22 protein-coding genes are annotated in these 23,941 nt (G+C 48.4%); 3 read left to right on the top strand and 19 right to left on the bottom strand.

What is annotated here, in order from left to right; all coding sequences use genetic code 11:
• Window positions 1-18: 18 nt before the first annotated feature.
• The 10 genes from HPY28_RS27965 to dacB all read right to left on the bottom strand — a co-directional run bounded on the left by HPY28_RS27965 (window position 19) and on the right by dacB (window position 12,921).
• Window positions 19-921 (bottom strand): DMT family transporter, encoded by a 903-nt coding sequence (locus HPY28_RS27965; RefSeq protein WP_174231830.1) that lies wholly within the window; start codon window positions 919-921, stop codon window positions 19-21.
• Window positions 922-982: 61 nt separating this feature from the next.
• Window positions 983-2,158, bottom strand: a complete 1,176-nt coding sequence (locus HPY28_RS27970) for an acyltransferase (RefSeq protein ID WP_026043117.1) — start codon at window positions 2,156-2,158, stop codon at window positions 983-985.
• Window positions 2,159-2,285: 127 nt separating this feature from the next.
• Window positions 2,286-3,080 carry a YqjF family protein gene (locus HPY28_RS27975; RefSeq protein ID WP_174231831.1) on the bottom strand — a complete coding sequence of 265 codons (795 nt, stop codon included), beginning with the start codon at window positions 3,078-3,080 and terminating at the stop codon, window positions 2,286-2,288.
• 5 nt (window positions 3,081-3,085) lie between these two features.
• Entirely contained in the window at window positions 3,086-4,498 is a 1,413-nt protein-coding gene (locus HPY28_RS27980; RefSeq protein ID WP_106833166.1) for an FMN-binding glutamate synthase family protein, read from the bottom strand.
• 241 nt (window positions 4,499-4,739) lie between these two features.
• Entirely contained in the window at window positions 4,740-5,924 is a 1,185-nt protein-coding gene (locus tag HPY28_RS27985) for a DUF418 domain-containing protein (protein WP_174231832.1), read from the bottom strand.
• A 131-nt stretch (window positions 5,925-6,055) separates the two neighbouring features.
• Window positions 6,056-7,399, bottom strand: a complete 1,344-nt coding sequence (gene brnQ / locus HPY28_RS27990) for a branched-chain amino acid transport system II carrier protein (protein ID WP_174231833.1) — start codon at window positions 7,397-7,399, stop codon at window positions 6,056-6,058.
• Between the two features lie 188 nt (window positions 7,400-7,587).
• Entirely contained in the window at window positions 7,588-8,280 is a 693-nt protein-coding gene (locus HPY28_RS27995) for a YheC/YheD family protein (protein WP_017248951.1), read from the bottom strand.
• 23 nt (window positions 8,281-8,303) lie between these two features.
• A complete protein-coding gene (gene panD, locus HPY28_RS28000; RefSeq protein WP_017248952.1) occupies window positions 8,304-8,711 on the bottom strand; it encodes an aspartate 1-decarboxylase in 408 nt (135 codons plus the stop codon).
• A gap of 84 nt (window positions 8,712-8,795) precedes the next feature.
• Window positions 8,796-9,860 carry an Ldh family oxidoreductase gene (locus tag HPY28_RS28005; RefSeq protein ID WP_174224070.1) on the bottom strand — a complete coding sequence of 355 codons (1,065 nt, stop codon included), beginning with the start codon at window positions 9,858-9,860 and terminating at the stop codon, window positions 8,796-8,798.
• Window positions 9,861-10,026: 166 nt separating this feature from the next.
• A complete protein-coding gene (dacB, locus tag HPY28_RS28010; RefSeq protein ID WP_174224071.1) occupies window positions 10,027-12,921 on the bottom strand; it encodes a D-alanyl-D-alanine carboxypeptidase/D-alanyl-D-alanine endopeptidase in 2,895 nt (964 codons plus the stop codon).
• Window positions 12,922-13,100: 179 nt separating this feature from the next.
• Here dacB and HPY28_RS28015 point away from each other — a divergent pair, with 179 nt between their 5' ends.
• Window positions 13,101-13,643: a hypothetical protein gene (locus tag HPY28_RS28015; protein WP_017248955.1), complete on the top strand. Its 543-nt coding sequence runs from the start codon at window positions 13,101-13,103 to the stop codon at window positions 13,641-13,643.
• 263 nt (window positions 13,644-13,906) lie between these two features.
• On the opposite strand, the gene HPY28_RS28020 is transcribed toward HPY28_RS28015, so the two are convergent.
• The 3 genes from HPY28_RS28020 to HPY28_RS28030 are packed head-to-tail and all read right to left on the bottom strand — an operon-like array spanning window position 13,907 to window position 16,311.
• On the bottom strand, window positions 13,907-14,638 hold the full coding sequence (locus HPY28_RS28020; protein ID WP_174231834.1) for an ABC transporter permease: 732 nt from the start codon (window positions 14,636-14,638) through the stop codon (window positions 13,907-13,909).
• Between the two features lie 12 nt (window positions 14,639-14,650).
• The gene (locus tag HPY28_RS28025) at window positions 14,651-15,400 is read right to left on the bottom strand and encodes an ABC transporter permease (RefSeq protein WP_174231835.1); all 750 of its coding nucleotides are present in this window, start codon (window positions 15,398-15,400) and stop codon (window positions 14,651-14,653) included.
• Window positions 15,400-16,311, bottom strand: a complete 912-nt coding sequence (locus HPY28_RS28030; protein ID WP_174231836.1) for an ABC transporter ATP-binding protein — start codon at window positions 16,309-16,311, stop codon at window positions 15,400-15,402. The genes HPY28_RS28025 and HPY28_RS28030 overlap by 1 nt, the downstream gene beginning before the upstream one ends.
• A 152-nt stretch (window positions 16,312-16,463) precedes the next feature.
• Here HPY28_RS28030 and HPY28_RS28035 point away from each other — a divergent pair, with 152 nt between their 5' ends.
• Together HPY28_RS28035 and HPY28_RS28040 are read left to right on the top strand one after the other, a co-directional pair.
• On the top strand, window positions 16,464-17,177 hold the full coding sequence (locus tag HPY28_RS28035; protein WP_174231837.1) for a response regulator transcription factor: 714 nt from the start codon (window positions 16,464-16,466) through the stop codon (window positions 17,175-17,177).
• Window positions 17,178-18,560 carry a sensor histidine kinase gene (locus HPY28_RS28040; RefSeq protein ID WP_017248961.1) on the top strand — a complete coding sequence of 461 codons (1,383 nt, stop codon included), beginning with the start codon at window positions 17,178-17,180 and terminating at the stop codon, window positions 18,558-18,560. It abuts the gene before it with no gap.
• Window positions 18,561-18,637: 77 nt separating this feature from the next.
• On the opposite strand, the gene HPY28_RS28045 is transcribed toward HPY28_RS28040, so the two are convergent.
• From HPY28_RS28045 to HPY28_RS28070, 6 genes are read right to left on the bottom strand one after another with little or no spacing between them, the layout of a single operon-like run.
• Window positions 18,638-19,669, bottom strand: coding sequence for an ABC transporter substrate-binding protein (locus tag HPY28_RS28045; protein WP_017248962.1), 1,032 nt, complete (start codon window positions 19,667-19,669; stop codon window positions 18,638-18,640).
• The gene (locus HPY28_RS28050) at window positions 19,666-20,424 is read right to left on the bottom strand and encodes an ABC transporter permease (RefSeq protein ID WP_174231838.1); all 759 of its coding nucleotides are present in this window, start codon (window positions 20,422-20,424) and stop codon (window positions 19,666-19,668) included. The genes HPY28_RS28045 and HPY28_RS28050 overlap by 4 nt, the downstream gene beginning before the upstream one ends.
• Window positions 20,424-21,206 carry an ABC transporter ATP-binding protein gene (locus HPY28_RS28055; RefSeq protein WP_174231839.1) on the bottom strand — a complete coding sequence of 261 codons (783 nt, stop codon included), beginning with the start codon at window positions 21,204-21,206 and terminating at the stop codon, window positions 20,424-20,426. Before HPY28_RS28055 ends, HPY28_RS28050 begins: the two co-directional genes overlap by 1 nt.
• On the bottom strand, window positions 21,191-21,871 hold the full coding sequence (gene tenA / locus HPY28_RS28060; RefSeq protein ID WP_174231840.1) for a thiaminase II: 681 nt from the start codon (window positions 21,869-21,871) through the stop codon (window positions 21,191-21,193). The genes HPY28_RS28055 and tenA overlap by 16 nt, the downstream gene beginning before the upstream one ends.
• Before the next feature lie 7 nt (window positions 21,872-21,878).
• Window positions 21,879-23,174 carry an acetylornithine deacetylase gene (locus HPY28_RS28065; RefSeq protein WP_173623533.1) on the bottom strand — a complete coding sequence of 432 codons (1,296 nt, stop codon included), beginning with the start codon at window positions 23,172-23,174 and terminating at the stop codon, window positions 21,879-21,881.
• Window positions 23,167-23,940: a thiazole synthase gene (locus HPY28_RS28070; protein ID WP_017248967.1), complete on the bottom strand. Its 774-nt coding sequence runs from the start codon at window positions 23,938-23,940 to the stop codon at window positions 23,167-23,169. The genes HPY28_RS28065 and HPY28_RS28070 overlap by 8 nt, the downstream gene beginning before the upstream one ends.
• Window position 23,941: the final 1 nt, after the last annotated feature.

Raw genomic sequence — 23,941 nt, forward strand, 5'->3', positions numbered from 1 at the left:
CTTAACGACAGCGCCAGTCTACAACTTTATTTTTACGGAACATATACGACGTGGCTGCTGTGTACCGATAAAAATGGAAGCGAGTACGAGGATCATCCCCACTCCATGCATCCAAGTAAATGCTTCGTTCAAGAAAAAGACAGCCACGAGAGCAGCACTTATCGGCATCATTCCAGTGAACAAGCCAGCTTTGGAGGCCTCCACCTTCTCCACTCCTTTGTACCAGAGAAAGAAGGATAAGACGCTAGCCGTAATCGCATAGTACACAAGAAGCCACCATACATTTGCAGGTACAGCACTCCAATCAAACCGCAAGCTTTCCCAAATCGCAAACGGAAGAAACAAGACAAAGCTGATGACATTAATTGCAGCCGTCATTTGGAAAGGCGTAATTTTCCCAGAAAGTCTTTTGGCGAAAATCGTAAAAAGCACTTCGCTGACGACTGCAAAAAATACGAACAAATTGCCAAGCATGCTTACCCAGTTTTGGTCCACTCCGCTTCCTGTGAACGTAATGAAGCCGATGCCGCCCACTGAGAGACCGATCGCCACTAAGCTGTTGACGTGTAATTTTTCCTTGAGAATCCAGAACGAAAACAAGGCGATGCAGGCAGGTACCGTACTCGTAATGATACCGGCCGCAGTAGCCGTCGTCCACTGAACGCCGTACAGCATGCAAATACTAAACAGAAACACGCCGAAAAACGACTGCCAGAATAGCACCTTGCCTTCCTCACGGCTCCAAGACGTTTTCCATTCCCCACGCATAGCCAGCAGCGGCAATAGGATGATGATCGCGAGCAAAAAGCGCAGCTCCGAAAACAAAAACACAGGAACATGGGAAACAATTTCTTTACCGATGGAGATGTTGCTTCCGACCAAGGCCATAGCCAAGGCTAACTGAATGTAAGCTAACAGCATGACGACTCGCTTCTCCCTTCAACCTCCTACAATTCTCTACATATGGCCAAACTGCTTGCGATTAACCCGCGTTTTGCCATTCTTTTTGAGATGACGGGATCTTTTTTGTCTTTTTCTCTGCTGCCCCCACCAGCCAGGAACCAAACGGCAGTTTTCCCAGCCCATATGATATGGCAAAAGAAAGAATGGAGCACAAGGCGAATGCTACCATACTTCCCCACACGCCCGTGTGAAAAAGCTGAAGCTCGCGCAAAATCTTCATCAAGTACGTCAAGATCAGCGCATGAATCAAATAAGCTCCGTACGAATATTTCCCAAGGAGCCCTAGCCAATGTGTCCATTTGGACTGCTTTTTGCTCATCCATAGGCAGAGAGCGTACACAGCCAATAAACAAGCCATCGTATAGAGGAACATGGACGGTTTCAAGGATGTCGCTACGTTTAAATTGATCTGGCCTTGCCCTGAATCACGGAAAAGTTCATAGCCAATGACTGCGTACAGGACACCAACTGAAACAATGATCCATTGCCAGTATCTTTTCAGGAGTGCACGAAATGCAGGCAGCGTGACAGCGACCAAGCCACCGAACAAAAAGTAATAGAAATAATAGAACGCATTTCGATCGCGGTATTTGATGAAATATGTATCAAGCCAATTCATATCGAATCGGAAACCGTGCGCGGGGATGTACCGCGCTGAAAACCACATGAGGCCCCCATAAACCAATCCGGAGACACCAAGAGCGACAACGAGACGAAAGCGGCTTGTCACGAATCTGCGGAAAAGTTCAAATACTCTTTGCCAAAACGGATACAAAAGATAGAACTGAAAAATCATCACGACGAACCACAGATGATACGAGGATGTCCCTGTCAGGAAATTTTTGCATACATTCCAAAAAAAACCTGCTCCCTCCCCCAAGGGCTTCTCCATCAAGTAAAGATAAACCACCGACCATATTCCATACGGAACCAAAATCTCCGTTACCCGTTTACGTGTAAAGGAAATATAGTTCACTTTTTCGGAGTAGTTGTAAAACAAAACAAGACCCGTGATGAAAATGAATGCAGGTACCGCGAATTTTAGCAAATGAAACAACATTCCGTAGACGATCGACACCTGCTCTGTCAGTCCCGGCTCACGGATATACACGCCTATGACATGCTGATAAACCACAGCCAAGAATGCAAAGGCCCGGATTAGATCCAACTCACCAATTCGTTCTTTTCGAGCCATAACCAAATACCAGATCCTTCCTGTTTTTCGAAAAAAAGTGCTATCTCTCATCTTACCGACCAAAAGTCAGTCTGGCAAGCCTCAAATCCAAAAGACTGATACCCTTTTGTACTGGTATCAGTCACTACTATCCACCTTGATCCGAAGACAGATCCGCTAGTCTTCGAATCGGCCAAATAAGACTTTGTACTCCACGTGAATACAGGGCTAGATGCGGAGAATCCGTGAGTGGGATTGACAGGTTTTCGGTCATCGAGTTTTCACGAATATGAAAGGCTGTCTCCTGTAGTTGCCACGGCTCGTGCACCACATCCGCATACATCATTTGCTTCGTTCTGTTACACCTGCAAAAGAGCGTGTATCGCTCCGTCAGCCAATGCATCAGCGTTCCCTCTTTGGCGAAAAATCTGTCAACGAGAGGCTGGTAGCTGCCTTCGAACCAGGGTGACTGAGGTAGACCAGATAGACGTCGAGAGGTAAAATCGATCCGATTCCCTTGGCGATGAAAAGTCATTTGGGCCCGATAATAAGGCAGTCGGTACCAAAATTTCGCAATCTGGATTACGAGGGGATTCGACGTATCCAGCGAAAGAAAATACACGCCTGTCTTCCCTTTCGCCTTCACATACGTCCGCACGTTGATTTCAGGGAAAGTCGTCGTGAATGGTACGGATGGCATCCGATGCAAACGCACGCCACTCAGCAAAAACGGGATAATACTGATCCATGCCTTGCCATCATATGTATCGAGCTCAAGTCCTGCTGGAATGAGCGCTTTGATAGACGCTGGTGAAATCGCCCAATGTAAAAAAAGAAGATGCTCCCACGTCTGTGTCATGGTCCATCCGTTGTACTGTGCGGCCGACTTGATTTGGATGATCCTCTGTTCGATACGAATCCCTCCCATTCGTACGTCGATCAAGCATTTTAACTGGAAGAGGATGAATGATAGGCAAGGGGTACTTTCGTCACTTTGCTCGTCATCTCATCGAGTGAGACGAGATCCGCAGCCGTAACTTCACGAAGAGACGTTTTCCCCAGCGCGAGGATGGCAATTTCCATTTCATCCACAAACGAAAGAAAAAAGTTAGCCAAGTATTTCGTGGCTGAATCGGGGTCAAATTTGTTTTTCAAGCTCCCAGGATAGGTGGTCAGCTCTGTCGGTGGTTCCCACGGTATTGCTTTTGTCACCTGATCATGAGTCATCGCCCACAAAACAGCCGTCCCCATAAATATGCCGTCTGCTCCCAAAGCAATTGCTTTCAGGCACTCACCCGGGGTATTATATCCGCCCCCAGACAATAAGGTAATTCGTTCTTTCACACCTTTCTTCTTCAAATAGCGCACGGCCCGGGTCAGCGCATAAATCGTTGGCAAACCGAAATCATCCTCCAGGATGGGAGGTCCTCCTTTTGTCCCCGCTTGTCCGCCATCAATACTGATAAAATCTACACCGGCTTGGATTACAATCTCCAGGTCTTTTTCAAGAATCGCACTGGCACAGATTTTGACACCAATCGGAACGCCGTCTGTTATTGTGCGCAACTTGTCTACGAGCTTCTTGAGATCCTCCGGCTTCGATACTTCCGGATGCCGCGAAGGAATGATAATCATCTCTTCATCCTGAACCCCCATGATTTCAGCAGCTCTTCCCTGAATATATTCAGCGGGGATAAAGCTCGCGGCAGCTGCAGTCGCCCCCTGCCCAAAATGGATTTCGATGGCGTCAGCCTGTCGCAAAATTTCCGGCTCCTTTGCCCACTTTCCCGAGTTGTATTGGAGAATCAGGTGTTTGGCGAATTTCCTTTCTTCCGGCAATAACGGGCCTTCACCCGTATTCGTCAAAGTCCCCACTGCGGCCGTTCCTTTTGCAATCGCGATTTTCACATCGGCACTTACACCGATACCGTACCCCATTGCCCCTACCATGAGCGGAATGTCCAAGGTTAACGGCTTTTTTGCCATGGGGCCAATCGTGATTTGCATGTCCACTTCTGTATCCTCACTCGAAGGCAGCTTGGCCAGCTGTGCAGGAGAAAATATCAAGCTATCGAAGTTCAAGAACTTGCGCGGACTTCCGAAAGGACGTTCGATGGCTTGTCCAGTAGCTGCTCGCAAGCTGTTCTCCAGGACGTAGCGTGGACTGACTTTGGTCATGGCGGAGACCATCTCAAAAATATTTTCCGGATAGCGGTCTGACATAAGGCGCTTCATGAACTTGGCGAGCAGCCACTGGGTAAGAGGTCGAAAAAGACAGATCAAAAGCAGTCCCACCACGAGGAGTGCAGCTATCGATCCTACAAAGGAGCCGATCAAAAATGAAATCCAATTGCCAGCCATCCTCTTTCTCCTTCCTACTGTCAGAGCGCTGCTGCTGTTACTAGGTATGTGAGATAGGAAAATTTTGCCCCAATCATGCCACTTTTATCCTACGCTCTCCCCTGGCCATTAAAGCTAGAAAAAACGCCCAGATTAACTGGACGTTTTCGAGCGAAGCCTTTTCCATAAATAAAAATAACAGGACGTCAGCACAAGCACGACAGCCATTGTCATGATAGTGTCAAATCGCATGAGATCCTCCTTATCGTTTCATTGGTACAAATTTGCCGTATGTCAAACAGCGCCACAGCCATTCTGCAGGACCAAACTGATAGTTGGCGAGCCACCAGCGACTAACGAAGATTTGCGCAGTGAAGATCACCAAGCTAAACACCAATCCGAGAGCCAACCCAAGCGTTCCGTATAAATGTCCAACACGCACAACCAATACAGCGATGATGCTTTGGCTCAAGTAGTTGCTTAACGCCATTCTGCCTACCGGTTCCAAATACTTCAGCATGCGCTTGACTCTCTCTTTCCGATACAGAAGCAGAAGTGAAGTAATGTAAAAAGCGCTCAGGGAAAGACCGCTCCAGGTAACAAATGTCTGAACGGCAATCGAGATCGAGGCTGGAAATGTAACAATGCCGAATTGAATAAGCGGAATCATCGGTACAAGCACAGCACTCAAGCCCAGCGCAATCCACCATACGCGACGAATGGCCGGAATAAACTCTTCCGTCCTCTCAAATACTCCCCGCTTGGCTGCCAGAAATCCGAATAAAAAGAGCGGCAGAACAGATAGGATAACAATAAACTCATGGGAGAAAACGACCGGAATTTCGTAAGCAACCCGGAATTGCAACCACTCGATGATCGAGCCATTGGCATAAGCATCGATTGCTTTTTGTATGAGCGGTGATTGATCTGGCATAGGAACGAGGTCTTCAGGAACGGTCAGCATAAGAGCGTACATGGCCTGCACACCGATCAAAAGCGTCCACGCCCATCTTTTGATCGTCTTTTCTTGCCTGTGGTAAAACAGCAACAGAAGAAAGCCAGCTAGGGCATACGTATGAAGAATGTCTCCATACCAGAGGAAAACAAGATGTGCCATCCCCACAATCAAGAGCACCAATAATCTGCGAGCAAACAGTCCCTGATAAGGCAGCTGTTTGCTCTCGGCACGATGCATAAACAGAAAAAAGCCTACGCCAAACAAAAACGAGAAGATAGTGTAAAACTTCGTCTGTACAAACATGTTAAACAAGAGCCGTATCCAACCATCCATTTCTGAATGGGTATTGACCATCCCTGCATCTGGTAAGAACATGATGGGATACAAAAATGACGGCATATTCACCAGCAAGATCCCCAAGAGGGCAAAGCCTCTAATCCCGTCTAGCTGCCGAATTCGCTCACCTTCCGCAACAGGTGCTACTTTCACGTAAATGAACCTCCCCAACTGCCCCTTAGGCTTTAACACATTTAATACGAATGAACCTCGAAAAAAGTAACAAATGCTTCTACCACAACAAGAGAGCTTCGCGAAAACGAAGCCCTCTCTTACGTGCTGCCTTATTTTGATGGGGAAGTCTTTGTTCCTGTTCCTGTGCGGTTTGTTCTATTCTGAAAATCGAGCAGAATACCGACAAAACCAGCAAATATTGCGGGCATGATCCAACCGGCCCCTTCCTTATAAAAAGGAAGAACACCCAAGATATCGTTCCAGCTCTGATTAAAAAACGTAAGATTCATCAAATCCACGACACCAAAAACCGTCACAACTGCGACAGTCGTCATATACACAGACGAATGAGCAGGTATCCAGCGCTCTAGCAACGCCAACAAAATGAGCACGATCGCAATTGGGTAAATTGCGCCCAAAATCGGGACAGATACGCTTAAAATCTCCGATAATCCCAAGTTTGCGACTCCCATGCTCAGTACACAGAGAATCACTGCCCATCCTCTGTAGGACAAACCTTTGAATCGTCCATGAAAGTATTGGCTGCAAGAAGTTACGAGTCCAATCGATACACAAAGGCAAGCGACGGTAAAAATGACACCAAGAATCAGCGTACCGCTTGTCCCAAATAGCTGCCTCATGATAGCTGTTAGGAGCAGCCCGCCATTCTCCGGCCTACCTAAAGAGGCTCCAGATGAACCGAGCAATCCCAAAATGACATAGATGAATGTCAGCAACATACCTGCTCCGAGACCTGCTTTGATCATATTCGCAGACAGTTGCTTTTTGTCTTCGATTCCCTTGCTTCGCAGCGTATTGGCAATCACGATACCAAATACGAGTGCAGCCAAAGCGTCCATTGTTAAATACCCGTCCAGAAAACCTTGCACAACTGGATTGGAGGCATATTTTCCTGCTGGTACCCCCGTTTGGCCCAGTGGTGTGAATAAGCTCTTGATGTAGATCAAGGCAATCATGGTCAACAGTGCAGGAGTCAGTATTTTCCCAAAGCGATCAATCAATTTGGAAGGAGTCAGACTAAACCAAAAGACAATTCCAAAAAATACGATCGTATAGAAGAAAAGACTCCAGGTGGAATCAGCGGCTTGTTCCGGCAAAAACGGCGCCATTCCCATCTCGTACGCGAGACTGCCTGCACGTGGGATAGCAAGTGCGGGTCCAATCGACACATAAATCAAAATAGGAAAAATAAGAGCAAAGCTTGGATGAACACGACTCGCTAATTGGTAAAAGCTCCCTGCTTTTGCGATGGCAATCACTCCAAGGATAGGAAGACCGACAGCCGATAATACAAAGCCTGCAATCGACAGCCAAACATAGGAACCAGCCTCTTGACCCAGATAGGGTGGAAAAATAAGGTTCCCTGCACCAAAGAACATCGAAAACAGCATAAAACTGACCAGCAACATTTCTTTCTTAGACAAGGTTATCATCGACGTGTATATTACCTCCCATCGTATTGAGAGGCATTCTATCAACTTTTGCGTTCCTTCGCTAGTAGCAAAGCCATAGTTGTAATTGCAAGATCATTATCATTTTTCCTACAATAATTGAAAGTAGAAAAACAAAGGAAACCACCTGCCATTTCTTACCGTTTGAACATCGACAAGTGGTTTTCCTCTTATCGTTTTCTCATGGAGACAATTCGTTTGTAAAAGGACTGATCCTCTAGCTTTTGAAAGAGAGAAAGAGCGGGTCGGAAGTTGGCTTCAATAATCCACGGTTTGCCATCCACATCAATCCCTAAGTCTAAACCGATCTCCCGGAGTGTCGGATAGGCTCTTCCCAATCGATTAGCTACCGCCGTAGCTACCGTGCGGATGTCACTCAAGAGATGCGGACCTGCTTCTATATTCGACAGCTTGATTGCCGTGCCGATGGGTAAAACTTTTCCACGACTGCGAGCTACATTTGTCACAACATAGCCCGGACCTGCAAGCTTTGCACACCACCCTGTTATGACCCAAGGCTCCTTGTAGCTCCTACGCTGGATCATGACACGCACATCAAAAGGTTTGCCGTTGATTCTACCAAGCGGGATAAGTGGCTGGAGCAGGTATGTTTTTGGCCGAAACAACGATTCCACGTATCGTCTCGTGGCTTCTTTCCCATCCACGAGACGACGGCGACTTCCACTATGAACCAAATACTGCTCTTCTCCTCGCGCCGTTACTTGAATAATTCCTGCCCCACCCCCGCCTCCTGAAGGCTTCAGCATCACGTGTGTAAACGCTTCTGCATACTCCCATAGCTCTTCAGGAGAGTACACGCGGGTTTTGGGCAAATACTCCTGCAAAAGTTCGTCTTGGACCATGTGCTTATGCTTGCCCCATTTTCCTACGTTTGGCGGTTTAATGGCAGTGTCTCTCCATTCTTTATTAGATGATGCTCCTCTATTTTCGTGATACGATTCTGTTCGTCCACAAACACGACCTTGGGGACAAGCTGTTCGATCTCGGATTCATCGTACATGCCCATACTCAAAATGATGACTAGATCTCCTGGCGAAAATAGGTGGGCAGGTGGTCCGTTCAAACAGATGACTCCGCTACCCGATGCCCCGGGTAACGCGTATGTTTTCCAGCGCGTGGCATTACGCAAACTGGTTATTTGCACGATTTCATATGGCTTGATATCTGCCGCATCCATAAGAGCAACGTCAATTGTGATACTCCCCACGTAATCCAGTTCGGCCTGTGTAACTGTCGCCCTGTGAATTTTGCCTTTGCACATGTGTCGTTGCATTGGCGGTTCACTCCTTTCCAAACCGATGACATTAGTCTATGTGCAATGTATTGTCCATGAAACCTACCACGATAGGAAATCTGGTTAAGGGACATGATACGCAGCCTGCAAATCGACGCCATAGGTGCGGCATAATTGGCTTAGTTCTTTCGTCAGATTCGGATCGAAAGGAATACCGTTTTCCATACGTTCTTGCTTTTTTCGGCTCTCGATCTCCCCAGGAATGAAAATTTCGGATACCCCTTTCTTCGTAGGTACGCTTTTCACCTCACGAATGTATGCATCCATACTGGCGCAAAAATCGGGCAGTGGCATAAATCGTTCAATATCTACCGTCAAGAATAGATGTCCAACGTTTTGTGGATCGTTCCAATTGTCATATAGGCTTTTTACATGTGGTCCCGTTGCTGCACCCGTTAGCAGCCCACACAAGATATCAATGAACATCGCCAATCCATAGCCCTTTGCTCCCCCGATCGGCAAAAGTGAGCCAATCAAGGCTTGTGTGGGATCAGTCGTTTCCTTCCCATCGGGATCGATTGCCCAATCGGCAGGAATCGTTTCCCCTTTTTTTACGGCTAAGGCGATTTTTCCCCTGGCAGCGACACTCGTAGCCATATCTAACAAAAAGGATGGCTCTTCCCCTGCCGGTATTCCCACCGCAATTGGGTTTGTTCCAAAAAAAGGGCGTATCCCTCCTGTAGGTGCCATTGCTTCGGGGGCATTGGAAAGGACAAGAAGAATCCTTCCTTCTGCGATCGAGCGTTCTGCATAGTACGAACAGGAGCCAAAGTGGTTGGAATGACGAACACCAACAACCCCGATTCCCATCTGCTGTGACAACTTGATCGATTCCTCCAAAGCCGCCACCCCGACTACCGCACCCAACTGGTTTTTGCCGTCTACCAGTGCTGTTGCCCCCTCCTGTTTCCATACCACTGGTTCATCGTTCAATTCAATCAAGCCTGTTTCGATTCGTTGGATATAAATCGGCAGCCTCGCCAGACCATGGGACTCGATGCCGCGCAAATCAGCATGGACGAGAGATTCTGCGACAAGCCTTGCATGCTCGCGTCTGGCACCTGCCTGTACAAACACTTCTGTTACGACTTGCTCCAAACGCTTCCAATGAAAGAGTGCAGGGTGCATCTTCTCTTTTTCCCCTCCTTCACCGCTGTTCTGTACTTCGCCTGCTTCCTAATCTGAATATAGATATGTCACCCACTGATTGACCGCTACAGGCATTGACCCAGTTCAATCGACGGTCAACGCAAAAAAGGAGCTCCCGATAGTGGGGCTCCTTTTTACTTGACTCCTATTCATAGCTGGCCAGTATCGTGATGATCTGGTCCTGCATCTTGGTAAACAGCTCTTCATCTTTGACATAGCCATTAAACATAATCGAAACGACGAGCTTCTCCCCGCCTTTGGTCGTGATATAGCCCGACAGTGTATTCACACCCGTCATCGAACCTGTTTTCGCATGAAGATTATTAGCGGCAGGTGTGTCCTTCAAGCGGTTTTTCAGCGTACCATCAATGGCCGCTATGGGTAAAGATTCATCATAAGGAGCAAATGTCGATTCCTTCGTCATTCCCTCTAGTACGGATGCGATGTGCCGAGCAGAAATAAGATTGTAGCGCGTCAATCCTGATCCATCCATCATGTCGAAGCTGGTATTCCCGCCGAGCGAAGATACGAATTCCATAACGATCTCTGCCCCAGCCGCTGCGCTCCCTTCCCCTTTCTTTGCAGCTCCGATTGTCTTGAGGAGCATTTCGGCGTAGTAATTGTCACTTCGCTTGTTGAGGTACTGAACGATTTCCTTCAGCGTCAGTGACTCAAATTGTGTCCATTTCACTGCTGCTGGAGGAACTGGCTGGATCAGCACTTCGCTTTTCGGAGCAAACGTAATTCCTTGCTGCTCCAACGTTTCCTTCAGTACGGTCCCCACGTACTTGGCTGGCTCTTCCACAGGCACACGCTCGTAATCGCCTTCGTGATCAAGTGGGAGGTTCCCTGACAGTCTGATGGTATTTGTGCCACGGTCCCGCAGGATAGCAAACGTATTTTCTTCTCCTTTTTGTACGGTCTTGGCTTCATTGATCACTTGCACGTATGCTGTTTTGGGAAGCACGTTGATTTCTACTGGTTCGCCAGCATCGTTAGCGGGCTTGAATTCGATCATAACCGTCCCACGGTTCAATGCTAGAGCCCCAATGGTCGGGTTGTAATAATAGCTCTCGTCATCCCATGCCCAGCCGAGGCCAAGCCGTTGTTGGTCAAAGTAGCTTTCATCCATCACGAGATTCCCATTGATACGTGTGATTCCTTGTTGCTTGATCCACCCTGCTATTTTTTCAATCGACACACCTTCCTGTACCTGAAGCGCATTCTCTGTGTGCAAAGCAGGGTCACCGTATCCTTTCACATATAGATTGCCTTTTTGTACGCCTGGTGAGGTGATTGGTGCGTCTCCATACAGCTCCGTTTTGAATACGTAATCCGAACCAAGCTGATTCAGCGCTGTGGCAGTTGTCAACAACTTCAGATTCGAAGCAGGGGTAAGCAGTGTGTCCGCATCCCGCTCGTATAAGACGGAATCACCTGTTGAATCCAATGATTTGATCATGATGCCTGCCGTAACACCTGCTGCTTCCGGCGTATCGAGGATGGGATCGATCAAAGAAGAGAGTGGGTACGTCTTTTTCTCTGGAGGGCTGAACCCTTCCGGTGCTGCAATATCCGGGTAGGTTGTTAACAAAATCCCGATTTGATCCTGTAGCTCCCTCGCATACTTCGATTTATAGATGCCGTTGATCAGAATCGAAAAGGCCAGCTTATGACCATTTTTTGCCGTTACATAACCAGACATTGTGTTAACTCCGCTTAATGAACCTGTCTTAGCAGCTAGATTCTTTTCCGCACTGGTTCCTTTCATGCGGTTTTTCAAGGTGCCGTCCACCCCTGCGATTGGGAGTGATTTTTCCAGCTCCGTTCGATATTCTTGCTCTTGCAAAAAGATGAGGGCTTCGATCATCTGTTCTGGAGTGATCATATTAAATCTCGATAACCCCGAGCCATCTACTTGGCGGAAGCCCGACTCAATGCCAGCGCGCTCCATCACGTCCGCTACCGCTTCACTGCCTGCATCAAAGCTCCCCTCACTTTTCTGGGTAACCCCCAGCGTCTTTACAAGCATCTCCGCATAGAAGTTGTCACTATCCTTGTTGAGCTCCACCGTGATCTCACTCAACGGTTTGGATAAGTGGGTATAGAGCGGCACTCCGCTTTGCAGCACTGTTTTTTTCACTTCGATCTTCGAATGTAAGGCAATCCCTTGTTTCAGCAACTGATCCTTCCATAGATCGCCCACATAAAAAGCTGGGTCTTCCATCGTGACCTCTTCTTCATAAGGAGCTGCTTGCATCCCGATCGTACCGGATACGATAACTTCATTTTTTCCGCGCGGACGCTCGACTAGCACGTTGCTCTCCTTGCCCTCTGTCGTTTTTAACTGGTTTGTGACTGTTATGTATGTGGTAGCCGGATTCATGGTCAGGACAGGGGCATCGTTCACCGTTTTACCGGGGGTTGCGGTTAGCGTCGTAAAGTTTTTATTTACGGCTAATCCACTTATCTGAGCGCTGTACCCATACGGTTCATCATCCCACATCCAGCTCGTACCCAATCTGGTCTCATCGAAATAGCTGTCATCGAGAAGCAGGTTTCCATTGATTCGTTTGAGCCCTAAATCCTTGATGGCTTTTGCCATTTGCTGCAAATCGTCTGGCTTCAGGCTAGGGTCCCCATAGCCTTTTAAAATCAAATCCCCTTGCAACACGCCACCATTATTTATCTTTCCGGAAACAAACACCTCAGTCTTCCACTGATAATTCGGCCCCAGCTTATCCAGACCCGCAATGGTCGTAAACAGCTTCATGTTGGAAGCCGGGATAAAATTACGTTCGGCATTGTGCTTATATACGTACTTTTTGTCGGTTAGATCGTAAACCGCGATTCCAGCGTACATGCCCTTGCTATTCTCGTCATTTTTCAAATCGGCGATGAATTTTTCTATGCTGAGTGCCAGAGGACTAGTGGAAGTGACCTCTTCCCTGGCTAGTGCAGGCAAAGCTGCTACCTGCAACAAGAGAGCCAACACGAAAAACCACGTACCAACACGTCGAAAAGCAAACAAATGATTCATGATAACCTCCTTGTCATAGTCTGGGCGATTTCAACCAACAAATCACAGTACGCCATCATGATAGCACGTATTCTATTTATTCGGAATATTACCATTATACTAAAAGTCTACAGGCATGAACGATACCCTTTCCGTTCATACTACCTTCAAAACTTCTTTTGTTTGGAGGAAATGGCTTCATGTTCTATCGATTGCTGCTCTGTTTGTCACTTCTCTGCGCCTTTTCATTCTCCGCACTTGCCCAAACTGACATCGGTCGTGTACAAGTAGATCCCGCACCGTATCCTTCTCTTGCCGATCTAGTAAAAAGGTCAGACTTGATCGTCATCGCATGGGTAAACGGTGCTCATCAGCCTTATCCAACGGGACGCAGCGTTCCCCAAGGCAAGATCGTGAATTACACACAAAACCTCCAAGTAAAAAGAACGATAAAAGGCAGGTCATCCAGACCATTAACTGTGATTAGCACTGGTGTAGAGCCGCTTCCCGATGCCTCCAGTCCGCTCAACCTGCAATATCCTGGACCGCTGTCGGAAGGGAATTATTTATTGTTTTTGCGAAAAGTGAGAGGATCACAGCTGTACAGTACAGCAGGTCTCTGGCAGGGCGTTTACCCGATCTACCAAGGAAAAACGATCGCCCTGTCCAATCTTGGCTTTACGGAGTTGAACCAGCTGTCACAAGAAGAAGCCGTCCGAAAAATAACAGCGATATCCCGCTAACGCCACAGCAAAAAACCGCTCTCATAAACGAGCGGTTTTTTGACATTTCCACCCTGTGCTGTCAGTTGCGCATCACGTAGATGAAAATCGCCATAGACACAGCACAAGCGAGTACGCTGAGAATAAAACCCCAGATCACCCATTTGCTATTCGTCTTGTTTATGTGTTTGTCGTCCATGGAAACTTCTCCTCATTACAAGCATTCACCTTCTATTATAAGGTTGTTTGACAGGAAAGGGAAACCGTTAATGTGGTGAAAACTGTTAAAGACCTGCTCTCGTCAGATGGCGAATCCCCAGGGCACAGCCGGTCGTCACAAACAGTACACACATGACTACAAACGTCCCCAGCTCTCCTAGCGATAAACTCTCTTGACTGAGCACGCCCATGCCAATCGTTAAAATCGATAGAGGAAAAAACATCCCGAGCCCAGACACATACAAGCCCAGCCCTACAAAAACAGCACACACACTCATGCCGACAGGTACAGCAAAGCTCTGTATCCGCGTGGAAAGCCATAGTTGGAAGGCGATGATGGTGAGCGAAGCCAGCCAGCCTCGTATGATCCATCCGAACACTTCCGGAGGAAACGAAAAATGTGCGTGTAGTCCAGCGATGAAACCCGCGCAAATATACAGCACGAGGAAAAAAAGCTGCACAGCAAAAAGGAGAACGCCAACCACTACCAGCTTCGCGAAAAAAATCGTTGGAGTCGATACAGGCGCTGCCAATATCACGTTCCAGTTTCGATTTACATGCTCCAGTCTGCACACGAACGAACAGCAGATCGCGATGAGAATGGGCAAGAAAAATTCTCCGTAGAACAAGCTCACCTGCGTCCACAGGCTATACCAGCCATTTTGCAGGATCGCTTGGTTCATCCAGTAGTTGGCGAAGCCGATCAGCGTACTGAAAACAGGAAGCACAAGCAAAACGAGCCAAATACGAGAACGACGCAGTTTTACCCATTCAGCTCCCAAACATCTGAGTAGCATAAAAAATCCTCCCTATACGTCTTGCCGGGATACGTGAATGCTCCCAGCAAGGTAGAATGAGATGCCCATGAGTACGACGATGATCGGCAAATGAACGCCGATTTCACGCGTAGTAAACAGCATGGTTTCGTTCACGTACTGATACGTAACGGGCGAAAAGTCTACATAGTACGACCAGATGAAAAGGCGTCCGACTTGTGGCGGAAACAAGCTCGCTGACATCCCAATGAACCCCCCGATCATCCCGAGACATAGGCTAAATGCCTGATTTTTGATGGCGAGAGAGATCCATTGTTGCAGAGCAATCACCACGAGATTCGTAAGCGTTGTCCCTGCTACAAAGCGGAGTAATAGGCCAATCGGGACTGGCTCTGCTAAACCATAGCCAATGCCAAATGCCACGATCGCCACTACCTGTAAAATGACGGCTCCCCCGATCAAAACAGCCGCAGAGACGAACTTTGCCGCATAAACCGCTTTTCGACTGACAGAGGCAGCCAACAGCAGCTTCCACGTACGCCCTTTGTGTTCCATATCACAAATCCGTGAAACAATGACAGCCGAACCGATCGGCAAAAACAATCCGTTCATGGCTGTAATCGTGACAAGAATGGCGCTCCACGTCGCGGCATCCGGATTTTTTGTCATGGAGGTACTGACAGCCATAAACCCCCATGCCAGTTCGATACTCAAAAGAATGGTGAGCATGAGAAACAAACGCTTATGTCGAATTTTATAAAACTCCAGCCAAAGCGTTCTCATTACAAGCTCCCCTCCTTGCCTGTAAGGGAGAGGAAAATGCTCTCCAAGCTTTTTTTGTGCTCTTCAATCCGATAAACATCTATGCCCGCCATAATCAGCGCCCGGTTTGTCTGCGCTACCTCTCTATCCCCCATGCCTTCCATGACGAGGAAGCCATCTTGGAGACTTGGAGAAAGCTCCATCTCTTGAAGAACTCTTCTCGCTTTTTCATTGTCCTGCGTTTTCATCCACACATGAGGCTGACTATCCCGTTGCAACTGCTCCATACTCCCTTGAAACAGCAGTTTTCCCCCGTGAATAATGCCGATGGACGTGGCCACTTGCTCGATTTCCGAGAGCAGATGGCTGGAGAGCAAGACGGTCATTCCATACTCGTGTGGCAACGAATGAATCAATTCCCGAATTTCACCGATTCCCGCAGGGTCCAGGCCGTTTGTCGGTTCATCGAGGATGACGAGCTTTGGAAAATGCAGCAAAGCCATGGCAATTCCCAGTCGCTGCTTCATCCCGAGAGAATACTGATCTACCTTTTTGTTCTTTTGTTTTTCCAAACGGACGATTTGCAAGGCTTTTTCTACATGTTTGTCCGGTACATCTCGCAGCCGCTGCATGACGCGCATATTTTCCAGGCCGGTAAGATGACCGTAATAGGAAGGAGCCTCGATCAAGGAACCCGTCTGACTCAAAATCTCAAGTCGGTTCCTGCTAAAATCCTTCCCGAATACAGATACACTCCCTTCACTTGGCTTGACTAATCCTAGCAGCATTTTAAGAGTCGTCGATTTTCCTGCACCATTTGGACCGAGGAAGCCATAGACCTCCCCTTCTCCTACCGCAAGATTCACCCGCTGGACGGAATAGACCCCTCCATAGCGTTTTGAAAGGTTTTCCGTTCGAATCACCGTATTCATCTTTTCTCGCTCCTATCTGTTGGTCTCTCCTACGAAATCATAGAGTCCCAACCCGTCGATAAGCTGACAGGAACCTTACAACAACCTTAAATTGACTCTGAGTGGGTAGAACACACAATTCGAGCGAGTATAATGAATACGGGTGATTCAATATGGAAGAATGGAAACAGAAAAAAGTGCTCATCGTGGAGGATGAGCTTGAAATCAGAAATATGATCGATGGATTTTTGCGTAAGGAAGGATTCTCTCGTATTTTTCATGCGGGTAGTTGTAAAGAGGCGTTAGTGATTTGCGCTTCGGACAAGCCTGATGTCGCGATCCTGGATGTCATGCTGCCTGATGGAGATGGATTTGGACTTTTGACTTCGATCCGTCGCTTCTCGCAAATCCCTGTCATTTTTCTTTCAGCGAGAGGGGAAGATGAAGATCGATTGCTCGGACTTGGCCTGGGGGCTGACGACTATATTGTGAAGCCATTTTTACCGCGCGAGCTCGTTCTTCGTCTCCTGGTCATTTTACGACGCGTTTATGCTCCTCCCCAAATCGATCGTCTGCCCGTTTTCCAGCTTGGTGACAGTACGATCGATTTGGAGGCAGCAATCGTGACGAGAGATCACCACGAATACGCTTTGACCGCCAAGGAACACGCACTCTTGCGAAAACTTTATGAAAATCGGGGACGAATCGTCACGAGTGATGCCCTGTGCCAATCTGTATGGGGTGACGATTACTACGGGTATGAAAACACGCTGATGGTTCATATGCGGCGCATTCGCGAAAAGATCGAGCCATGTCCGTCCACCCCTGAATATTTGCTGACGGTAAGAGGACTCGGATACAAATTACTCGTAAAGGAAGAGTTGTAGATGGATGGAGCCGCACGAATTTTACGTCGTTATACAGGTGCTTCTATCCTGATCGCCGTCTTTTTGCTCATCGTCAATTACATTATTCTTGGTACATTTGTTTTCAAAGGCATGAACGAAGGCTCTTCTCCCGTTCACGTCACACAAACTGTCGCAGAAGGTCTTCACAAGAACGGTACCAGCTATACGTTGGAACCAAATGCACAAGATTGGTTACAAAAGAGCCAGGCTTGGGCCATGCTGATTACGAACGATGGGAAAGTCGTCTGGGAGCAAGCCATACCGGACCAATTGCCCCGCGCCTATTCTCTGGCAGAAGTGGCGCAGTTTTCGCGGAATTACTTACAGGACTATCCTGTTTTTGTATGGGAGAATGAGATGGGGCTGGTCGTCGTGGGCTACCCGAAGGATAGTCTCGCCAAGTACCAGTTTCATTTCCCGATCAGTTGGATAAGTGATTTGCCGTATCGATTACTGGCTTTGCTTTTCGGAAATATACTACTTGCCGCTCTTCTCTCGCTTTTCATCGGCTCTCGACTCATTCGGGCAATCCGCCCACTGATTAGCGGGATTCACGCTCTGTCAGAAGATCAGCATACACATGTCGAGGCAAAAGGAATGTTCAGCGGGATTGCCAAAAGCATCAATCATGCATCGTCGCTTCTGCAAGAGAAGAACGCTTTGCTAAAAGCAAGAGACGAAGCACGCTCGAACTGGATCGCTGGAATCTCCCACGATATACGCACGCCATTATCGATGGTGCTCGGGTATGCCAGTGAATTGGAAGAGAGCAACGCAGTGCCTTACGAACAGCAGCAAAAAGCAAGCATTATTCGAAAGCAAGGGGAAAAACTCCGGTCTTTGGTCAGCGACTTGAATCTCGTTTCCATGCTGGAATACGAAATGCAGCCCATACATACCAAACCGATTCGGCTATCGACACTTGCGCGGCAAATTGTCACTGACTTTTTGAACAATGATTTGGCAGAGAGCTTTACCATCGAGCTGGATGTCACGACTGAGCAATGCTTCGTGATGGGCGATGAAAAACTTCTTGGACGCGCCATCACGAATCTGGTTCAAAACAGCATCGTGCATAACCCATCAGGCTGTCACATCCACGTGCAAACAACCCTGTCAGCCAATCAGCGCAATGCTCTCCTGATTATCACTGACAACGGAAAAGGCATCGAGCCATGCATGCTGCCTGACTTGGTGGAATTGCCTTATTCATCAAAAAGAAAATCTCCCTCACACAATGGTCATGGTCTCGGTTTGCCCATGGTTGCGCGTATTGCTGCCGCTCATCATGGACGCCTGCTGTTATCAAGCGATACAGGAAAAGGGATGATAGCAGAACTTTGTTTCCCCCTCTCCTCTTGATCGAAAAAGCACCTCCTCTGTCTCGCCAATGAAGAGTAGACTCTCAAAAGCGTGCAAAGGGGGTGCTTTTTGACTGATTACTTCGCGAGATCGCGCATGATCTCTTCTGCTTTCACGTCAGCCGTAATCAACTTCTCTTTTTTCATCCAATCAATCAGTGTTTGCCATGATTCCACCGTCTGGTATCCAAAAGGCTTTTCTCCCGCATCCATTAACGGAATCAGGATATCCAAGCTTTTGGTCTCAATGTCTTGTTCCAGCGGGAAATCGGCAGCCTGTTTCGTAAACAACAGATCGAGTGCCTTTTCCTTATTATGTTTCACATAGTCCTGGCCCTTGCCAATCGCACGCAGGAATCCTTCCACAGCTTTCTGCTTTTTGCCCAAAGTATCATCACTTGTCGCTAATACGAGCTCATAGTAGTCCGGTACACCAAACTCAAAAGGCTTGAACACATTGACTGGAACGCCGTGTTTCTCCAAAATCGGTTGCTCATGGTTGATATAGCCACCTACTACAGCATCGACCTTTTTGGCTGTCAACGCTGGAACGATGTCAAAGCCGATATCCGTGAAGGTCAGTCCGGAATCATCGCCACCATTATGCTTCACGACTTGACGTACGATCGATTCATCGAGTGGAAGTGATGGATAACCGATATTTTTTCCAGCCAGCTTTTGCGGCGTATCGATTCCACTGTCCTGGCGCGTCATGATGACGTTTAACGGATGACGAACGAGTGCACCTATAGATACGACAGGTACTCCTTCTGCACGAGCTTGGATGAGCTGTGGTTGATAGCTGATTGCCAAATCCACTTTACCCGCCGCCGCCATCTTCAACGGATCATTGCTGTCTGAAGGCATTTGCATGGTCACCTTGAGGTTCTCGTCTTTGAAATAGCCTTGCTCCTCTGCGACATATAAGAAGGAATGTACAGCATTCGGATACCAATCGAGCGCAATCGTCAGCTCTGTCGGCTCCGCTCCTTTATTAGCAGGGGCTTGCGTCTGACCAGCATCCGAGCTCGCCTGATTGCCGCAAGCGGCAAGACCTGTTGCCAATGTGAGTGCCATGAATGCTTTCGTCCATTTGTTGAAAGGTTTCATTGTTGTTCTCCTTTAGTTTTCATATGCGGGGAAAAATGACGTTCGATTCGTCCAACCAGCCAAAACAGCAGCATGCCGAGAATCGAGAGCAACAGGACGGAGGCAAACAACGCGGGAGCCTGAAAATTGCCGGATGCCCGTCTGCCAAAATACCCGAGACCCTCGCTCGCCCCAAGCCATTCTCCGATCGTCGCCCCAGCCACACTGTAGGTAGCTGCCACTTTGAGACCACTGAAGAAATGGGGTAAACTCGACGGGAGTTGCAGCTTGGTGAAAATTTGTCCGTTTGTTGCCCCCATCGTTTTTAACAGCTGGAGCATTTCCTTGTCCGTCGAGCGAAGTCCATCATACGTGTTGACGACGATCGGAAAGAAAGTAAACAGAATCGTAACAGCGATTTTTCCAGATAAATCATACCCGAACCACAAAATAAATACGGGTGATAATGCAATAATGGGGATCGTTTGGGAGATGACGATATACGGATAGACTAAGCGCTCGACAATCCGACTGCGAATCATCGCGAAGGCAAGAGAGATTCCAAACACAATCGAGATCGATAGCCCTAGTAACACTTCCTGTAACGTCGCCCAAAGATGGACACCTACTAGAGAGGCACGTAAATCCCACAAAGACACAACGACAGCACTAGGCGGCGGTAAAATGAATGGCGGCACTCCGAAGAAGCGACATACCGCTTCCCATACCAGGAGAAAAATGGCGATGGAGATGCCAAACCAGATGCTTCTCCCCATCACGCTTCTCTCCTCAACGGCTTCGTTGCTGCTTGGCGCTCCTGTCGCAGCAGTTCCCAAATTTGTTCACGCAATGCCAAAAATCCGGCTTGATTGCGACTACTTGCCGTCCGAGGTCTGTTTACCGGAACGGTTAATTCGATCGGCTTGGTGATCGGACTACCCGAAAGCACGATAATACGATCTGCAAGTAAAATGGCTTCATCGATGTCATGTGTAATCATCAGCATCGTACTGCCTGTTTCCTGCCACTTTTCCATTAGCCACTCTTGCATGTCCATTCTCGTAATTCCATCCAATGCACTAAACGGCTCATCCAACAGCATCATCTCTGCACCAGAAAACAACGCCCGCAAAAAGGAAACCCGCTGACGCATCCCACCGGAAAGCTGGGCTGGATAGCTGTCAGCCCAATCCTGGAGCCCGTACCTTGGCAATTGCTGTCTGACACGCTCATACGCTTCTTTTTTCTTCATACCTTTGATTTCTAGCGGCAAAGCTGCATTTTCAATAATCGTACGCCATGGCATGAGCTGATCGCGTTGGGGCATATAGCCGACCTGCCCCAAACGATTTGCAACTGCTACACTGCCTAGTCTGATTTCGCCTTGCCCCGGCTCAAGAAGACCTGCGATGAGCTGAAATAAGGTGCTTTTCCCGATCCCGCTCGGACCGATCAAGCTGACGAACTCCCCTTTTTCCACACGCAGATCAAAATGATCGAGAATCTGCTTGTCGCCATACGAAAAGCTGACGTCGGCGAAAGCTAGTTGTTCTCCCACGGCCACATTTCCTCTCTGTAGGACATGTCCCAGAACATGTACTCCATTTTGGAGGTATTGACAAAATACTCTTCCAGTTTGGCCAGCTCTTGCTCGCTCTTTCCTTCCGCCAATTGGTTCATGATATCCATCAGCCAGATCGCCAGCTGCCCAAACTCATCGGAGCTGTACATGCGTACCCATTCCCCGTACAGTTCGTGTTCCAACGCCCCTTCTACTTGTGCCAAGCGCTTGCCGATTTCCCAATAGCTCCATGTGCATGGGAGTAGTGCACTCACCATTTCTGCCAACGACCCTTGATGAGCGACACGCAGCATGTAGCTGGTGTATCCCAGCATGACAAACGAAGGCTCTGTCGCTTCCAGCTCCGCGCGAGAGATGCCAAATCGCTCAGCATACTGACGATGCAGCTCCATCTCTGTGTTCAGCGTCGATTCTTGCAAAGCAGCGAATCTGGAGCTTGTTTCCAGATCGTACGCCTTCACACTCGCAATCGCGAACATTTTCGCATAATCAATCAGATAGATGTAGTCTTGTTTCATGTAATATTTGAATGCACCAACGGGCAGGCTGCCATCTCCAAGTCCGGTGACGAAAGGATGTTGATGAACACGCTCCCAGATCGGGGCTACACTTTTTCTCAAACGATCAGTAAAGGTTGTCATGCGATACTCACTCCTTCGCTTCCTTTGGGGTATTGCACCAGGTGGCAATAAATCGGGCCATAATCTGGGCAAAATGAACAAGCTGGTCAGGATCAATGGATTCATCTACGGCATGTGCATACGTGAGCTCACCGGGCCCGAATAGTACAGCCGGAATGCCTGCATGCGCAAACCAGCCTGCATCCGTCACCGTAGGCGACATATTAACGACAGGCGCTTGATGCATGTGACTTTCATAGGCGGATTGCAGCATTGCCAACCCCGGATGTTCCGTATCCAACTCCAGTGAAGGGAAAATTTCACCGCGCTCCTCAATCATCGAACGTCCTCCCCACCGGAATGTTGGAGGATTGTCTCTCAACCAAAGATCAGCTGCTGCTGCACGCCCGACATGATCCTCGATCTCTCGGATGATCTCTTCGTAGGATTCATTCGGATAAAAATGAACAGTAATCCATAGTGCGCAACGGTCTGCGATGAACGCTGCGTGACGACCACCCTCGATGACTGCGGGATTGATCGTATTGCTGCCTGGTAGAAAGCCGGGGTAGGACTTCATGACAGCCCAATCCCGTTCCAGCTCCTGTAGTGCGCTGATCACCTTCGTCATTTTTTCAATGGCAGAAGCTCCCCGTACGCGTCCGCCTGCATGAATGGTCTGTGCGCGCATTCCGTCATGCAGCGTCGTCGGACTCTCAATCGTGATCCAGCCTGTGATGACCCCGCCCTGTCCTTGCATTTGGAGATTGCTCGTATCCACTACAACGGCGTAGTCAGCTTGATAGCCTCGCTCGATGGCGACCAATGTCCCCGCTTCACCCGCTTCTTCTCCGATGACGGATTGAAAGAGCAGATCTCCTTGGAGCTCCATTCCGTGTTCGCGCAGCATTTGGATCGCAAACAAGCTCGCTGCCAGTCCACCTTTCATATCCGCAACACCACGGCCGTACAGGCGCCCATCCTTGCCATGTGTCAGAGTAAACGGTGGATAGGTCCACCCCGTGTCATCTCCGACTTCAGCCACATCGATATGCCCGTTGACAATCAAACTGTTTGCCTGACTAGAGGCACTCCCTGATAACCGGCCGACGATATTGTCGTCTCCTGGATATACCGTCCAGCGTTCGACCTCGAATCCCATCGCTTGCAATCTGTTGGCGATTACTCCTTGTGCGGCATCGCTGTTTCGCGCGGGAGGACTCACAGTCGGATGAGAAACGAGCTCTGCCAGTAATGCGAACAGCTCTTCTTTGCGGCTGGCAATCGATTCTACCGCTTCTGTCAGTCGATCCACGCTACTCAATCATCCCTTCAGTCGGGCTGCTTGCGGACGCGTAGCGCTTTTTCGCGATACGGCCTGCCAGGAAGCCTTTGCGACCTGCTTCCACCCCGAGCTTCATCGCTTCTGCCATCAAGACAGGATTGTCAGCGAGTGCGACTGCTGTATTCAACAAGACACCGTCAGCACCTAGTTCCATCGCTTTCGCGCAGTCTGCTGGCGAGCCAATTCCTGCATCGACGATAATCGGTACCTTAGCATCCTCGATGATAAAGCGGAGGTTGTTTTCATTGACAATCCCTTGTCCGGAACCAATTGGTGACGCACCTGGCATAACCGCATGTACGCCGACTTCTTGTAAACGTCTAGCAAGAATCGGGTCGTCATTGGTGTAGGTCAGTACGATAAAGCCTTCTTCCACCAAGATTTTCGAAGCCTCGAACGTACCAATCGGGTCAGGGAGAAGGGTTTTCGGGTCTCCAATGACTTCTACCTTGATCATGTCACACAATCCTGATGCTTTAGCCAAACGAGCAATGCGCACTGCTTCTTCAGCTGTATAGGCACCTGCTGTATTAGGTAGCAAGGTGAATTTTTTCAAATCGAGCTGTTCCAAAAAGTTTGGTTCTTGCGGATTTTCCAAATTCAAGCGACGAATCGCAAATGTCAAAATCTCTGCTTCCGACACCTCTACCGCTTTCCCTTGTGTATCCAAATCAGCGAATTTACCTGTCCCGAGAAGCAAACGGGAGCGAAACTCGTAAGGTCCAATTTTCAATGTATCCATCATA

Source organism: Brevibacillus sp. HB1.2, from assembly GCF_013332495.1.
Lineage (GTDB): Bacteria > Bacillota > Bacilli > Brevibacillales > Brevibacillaceae > Brevibacillus > Brevibacillus porteri.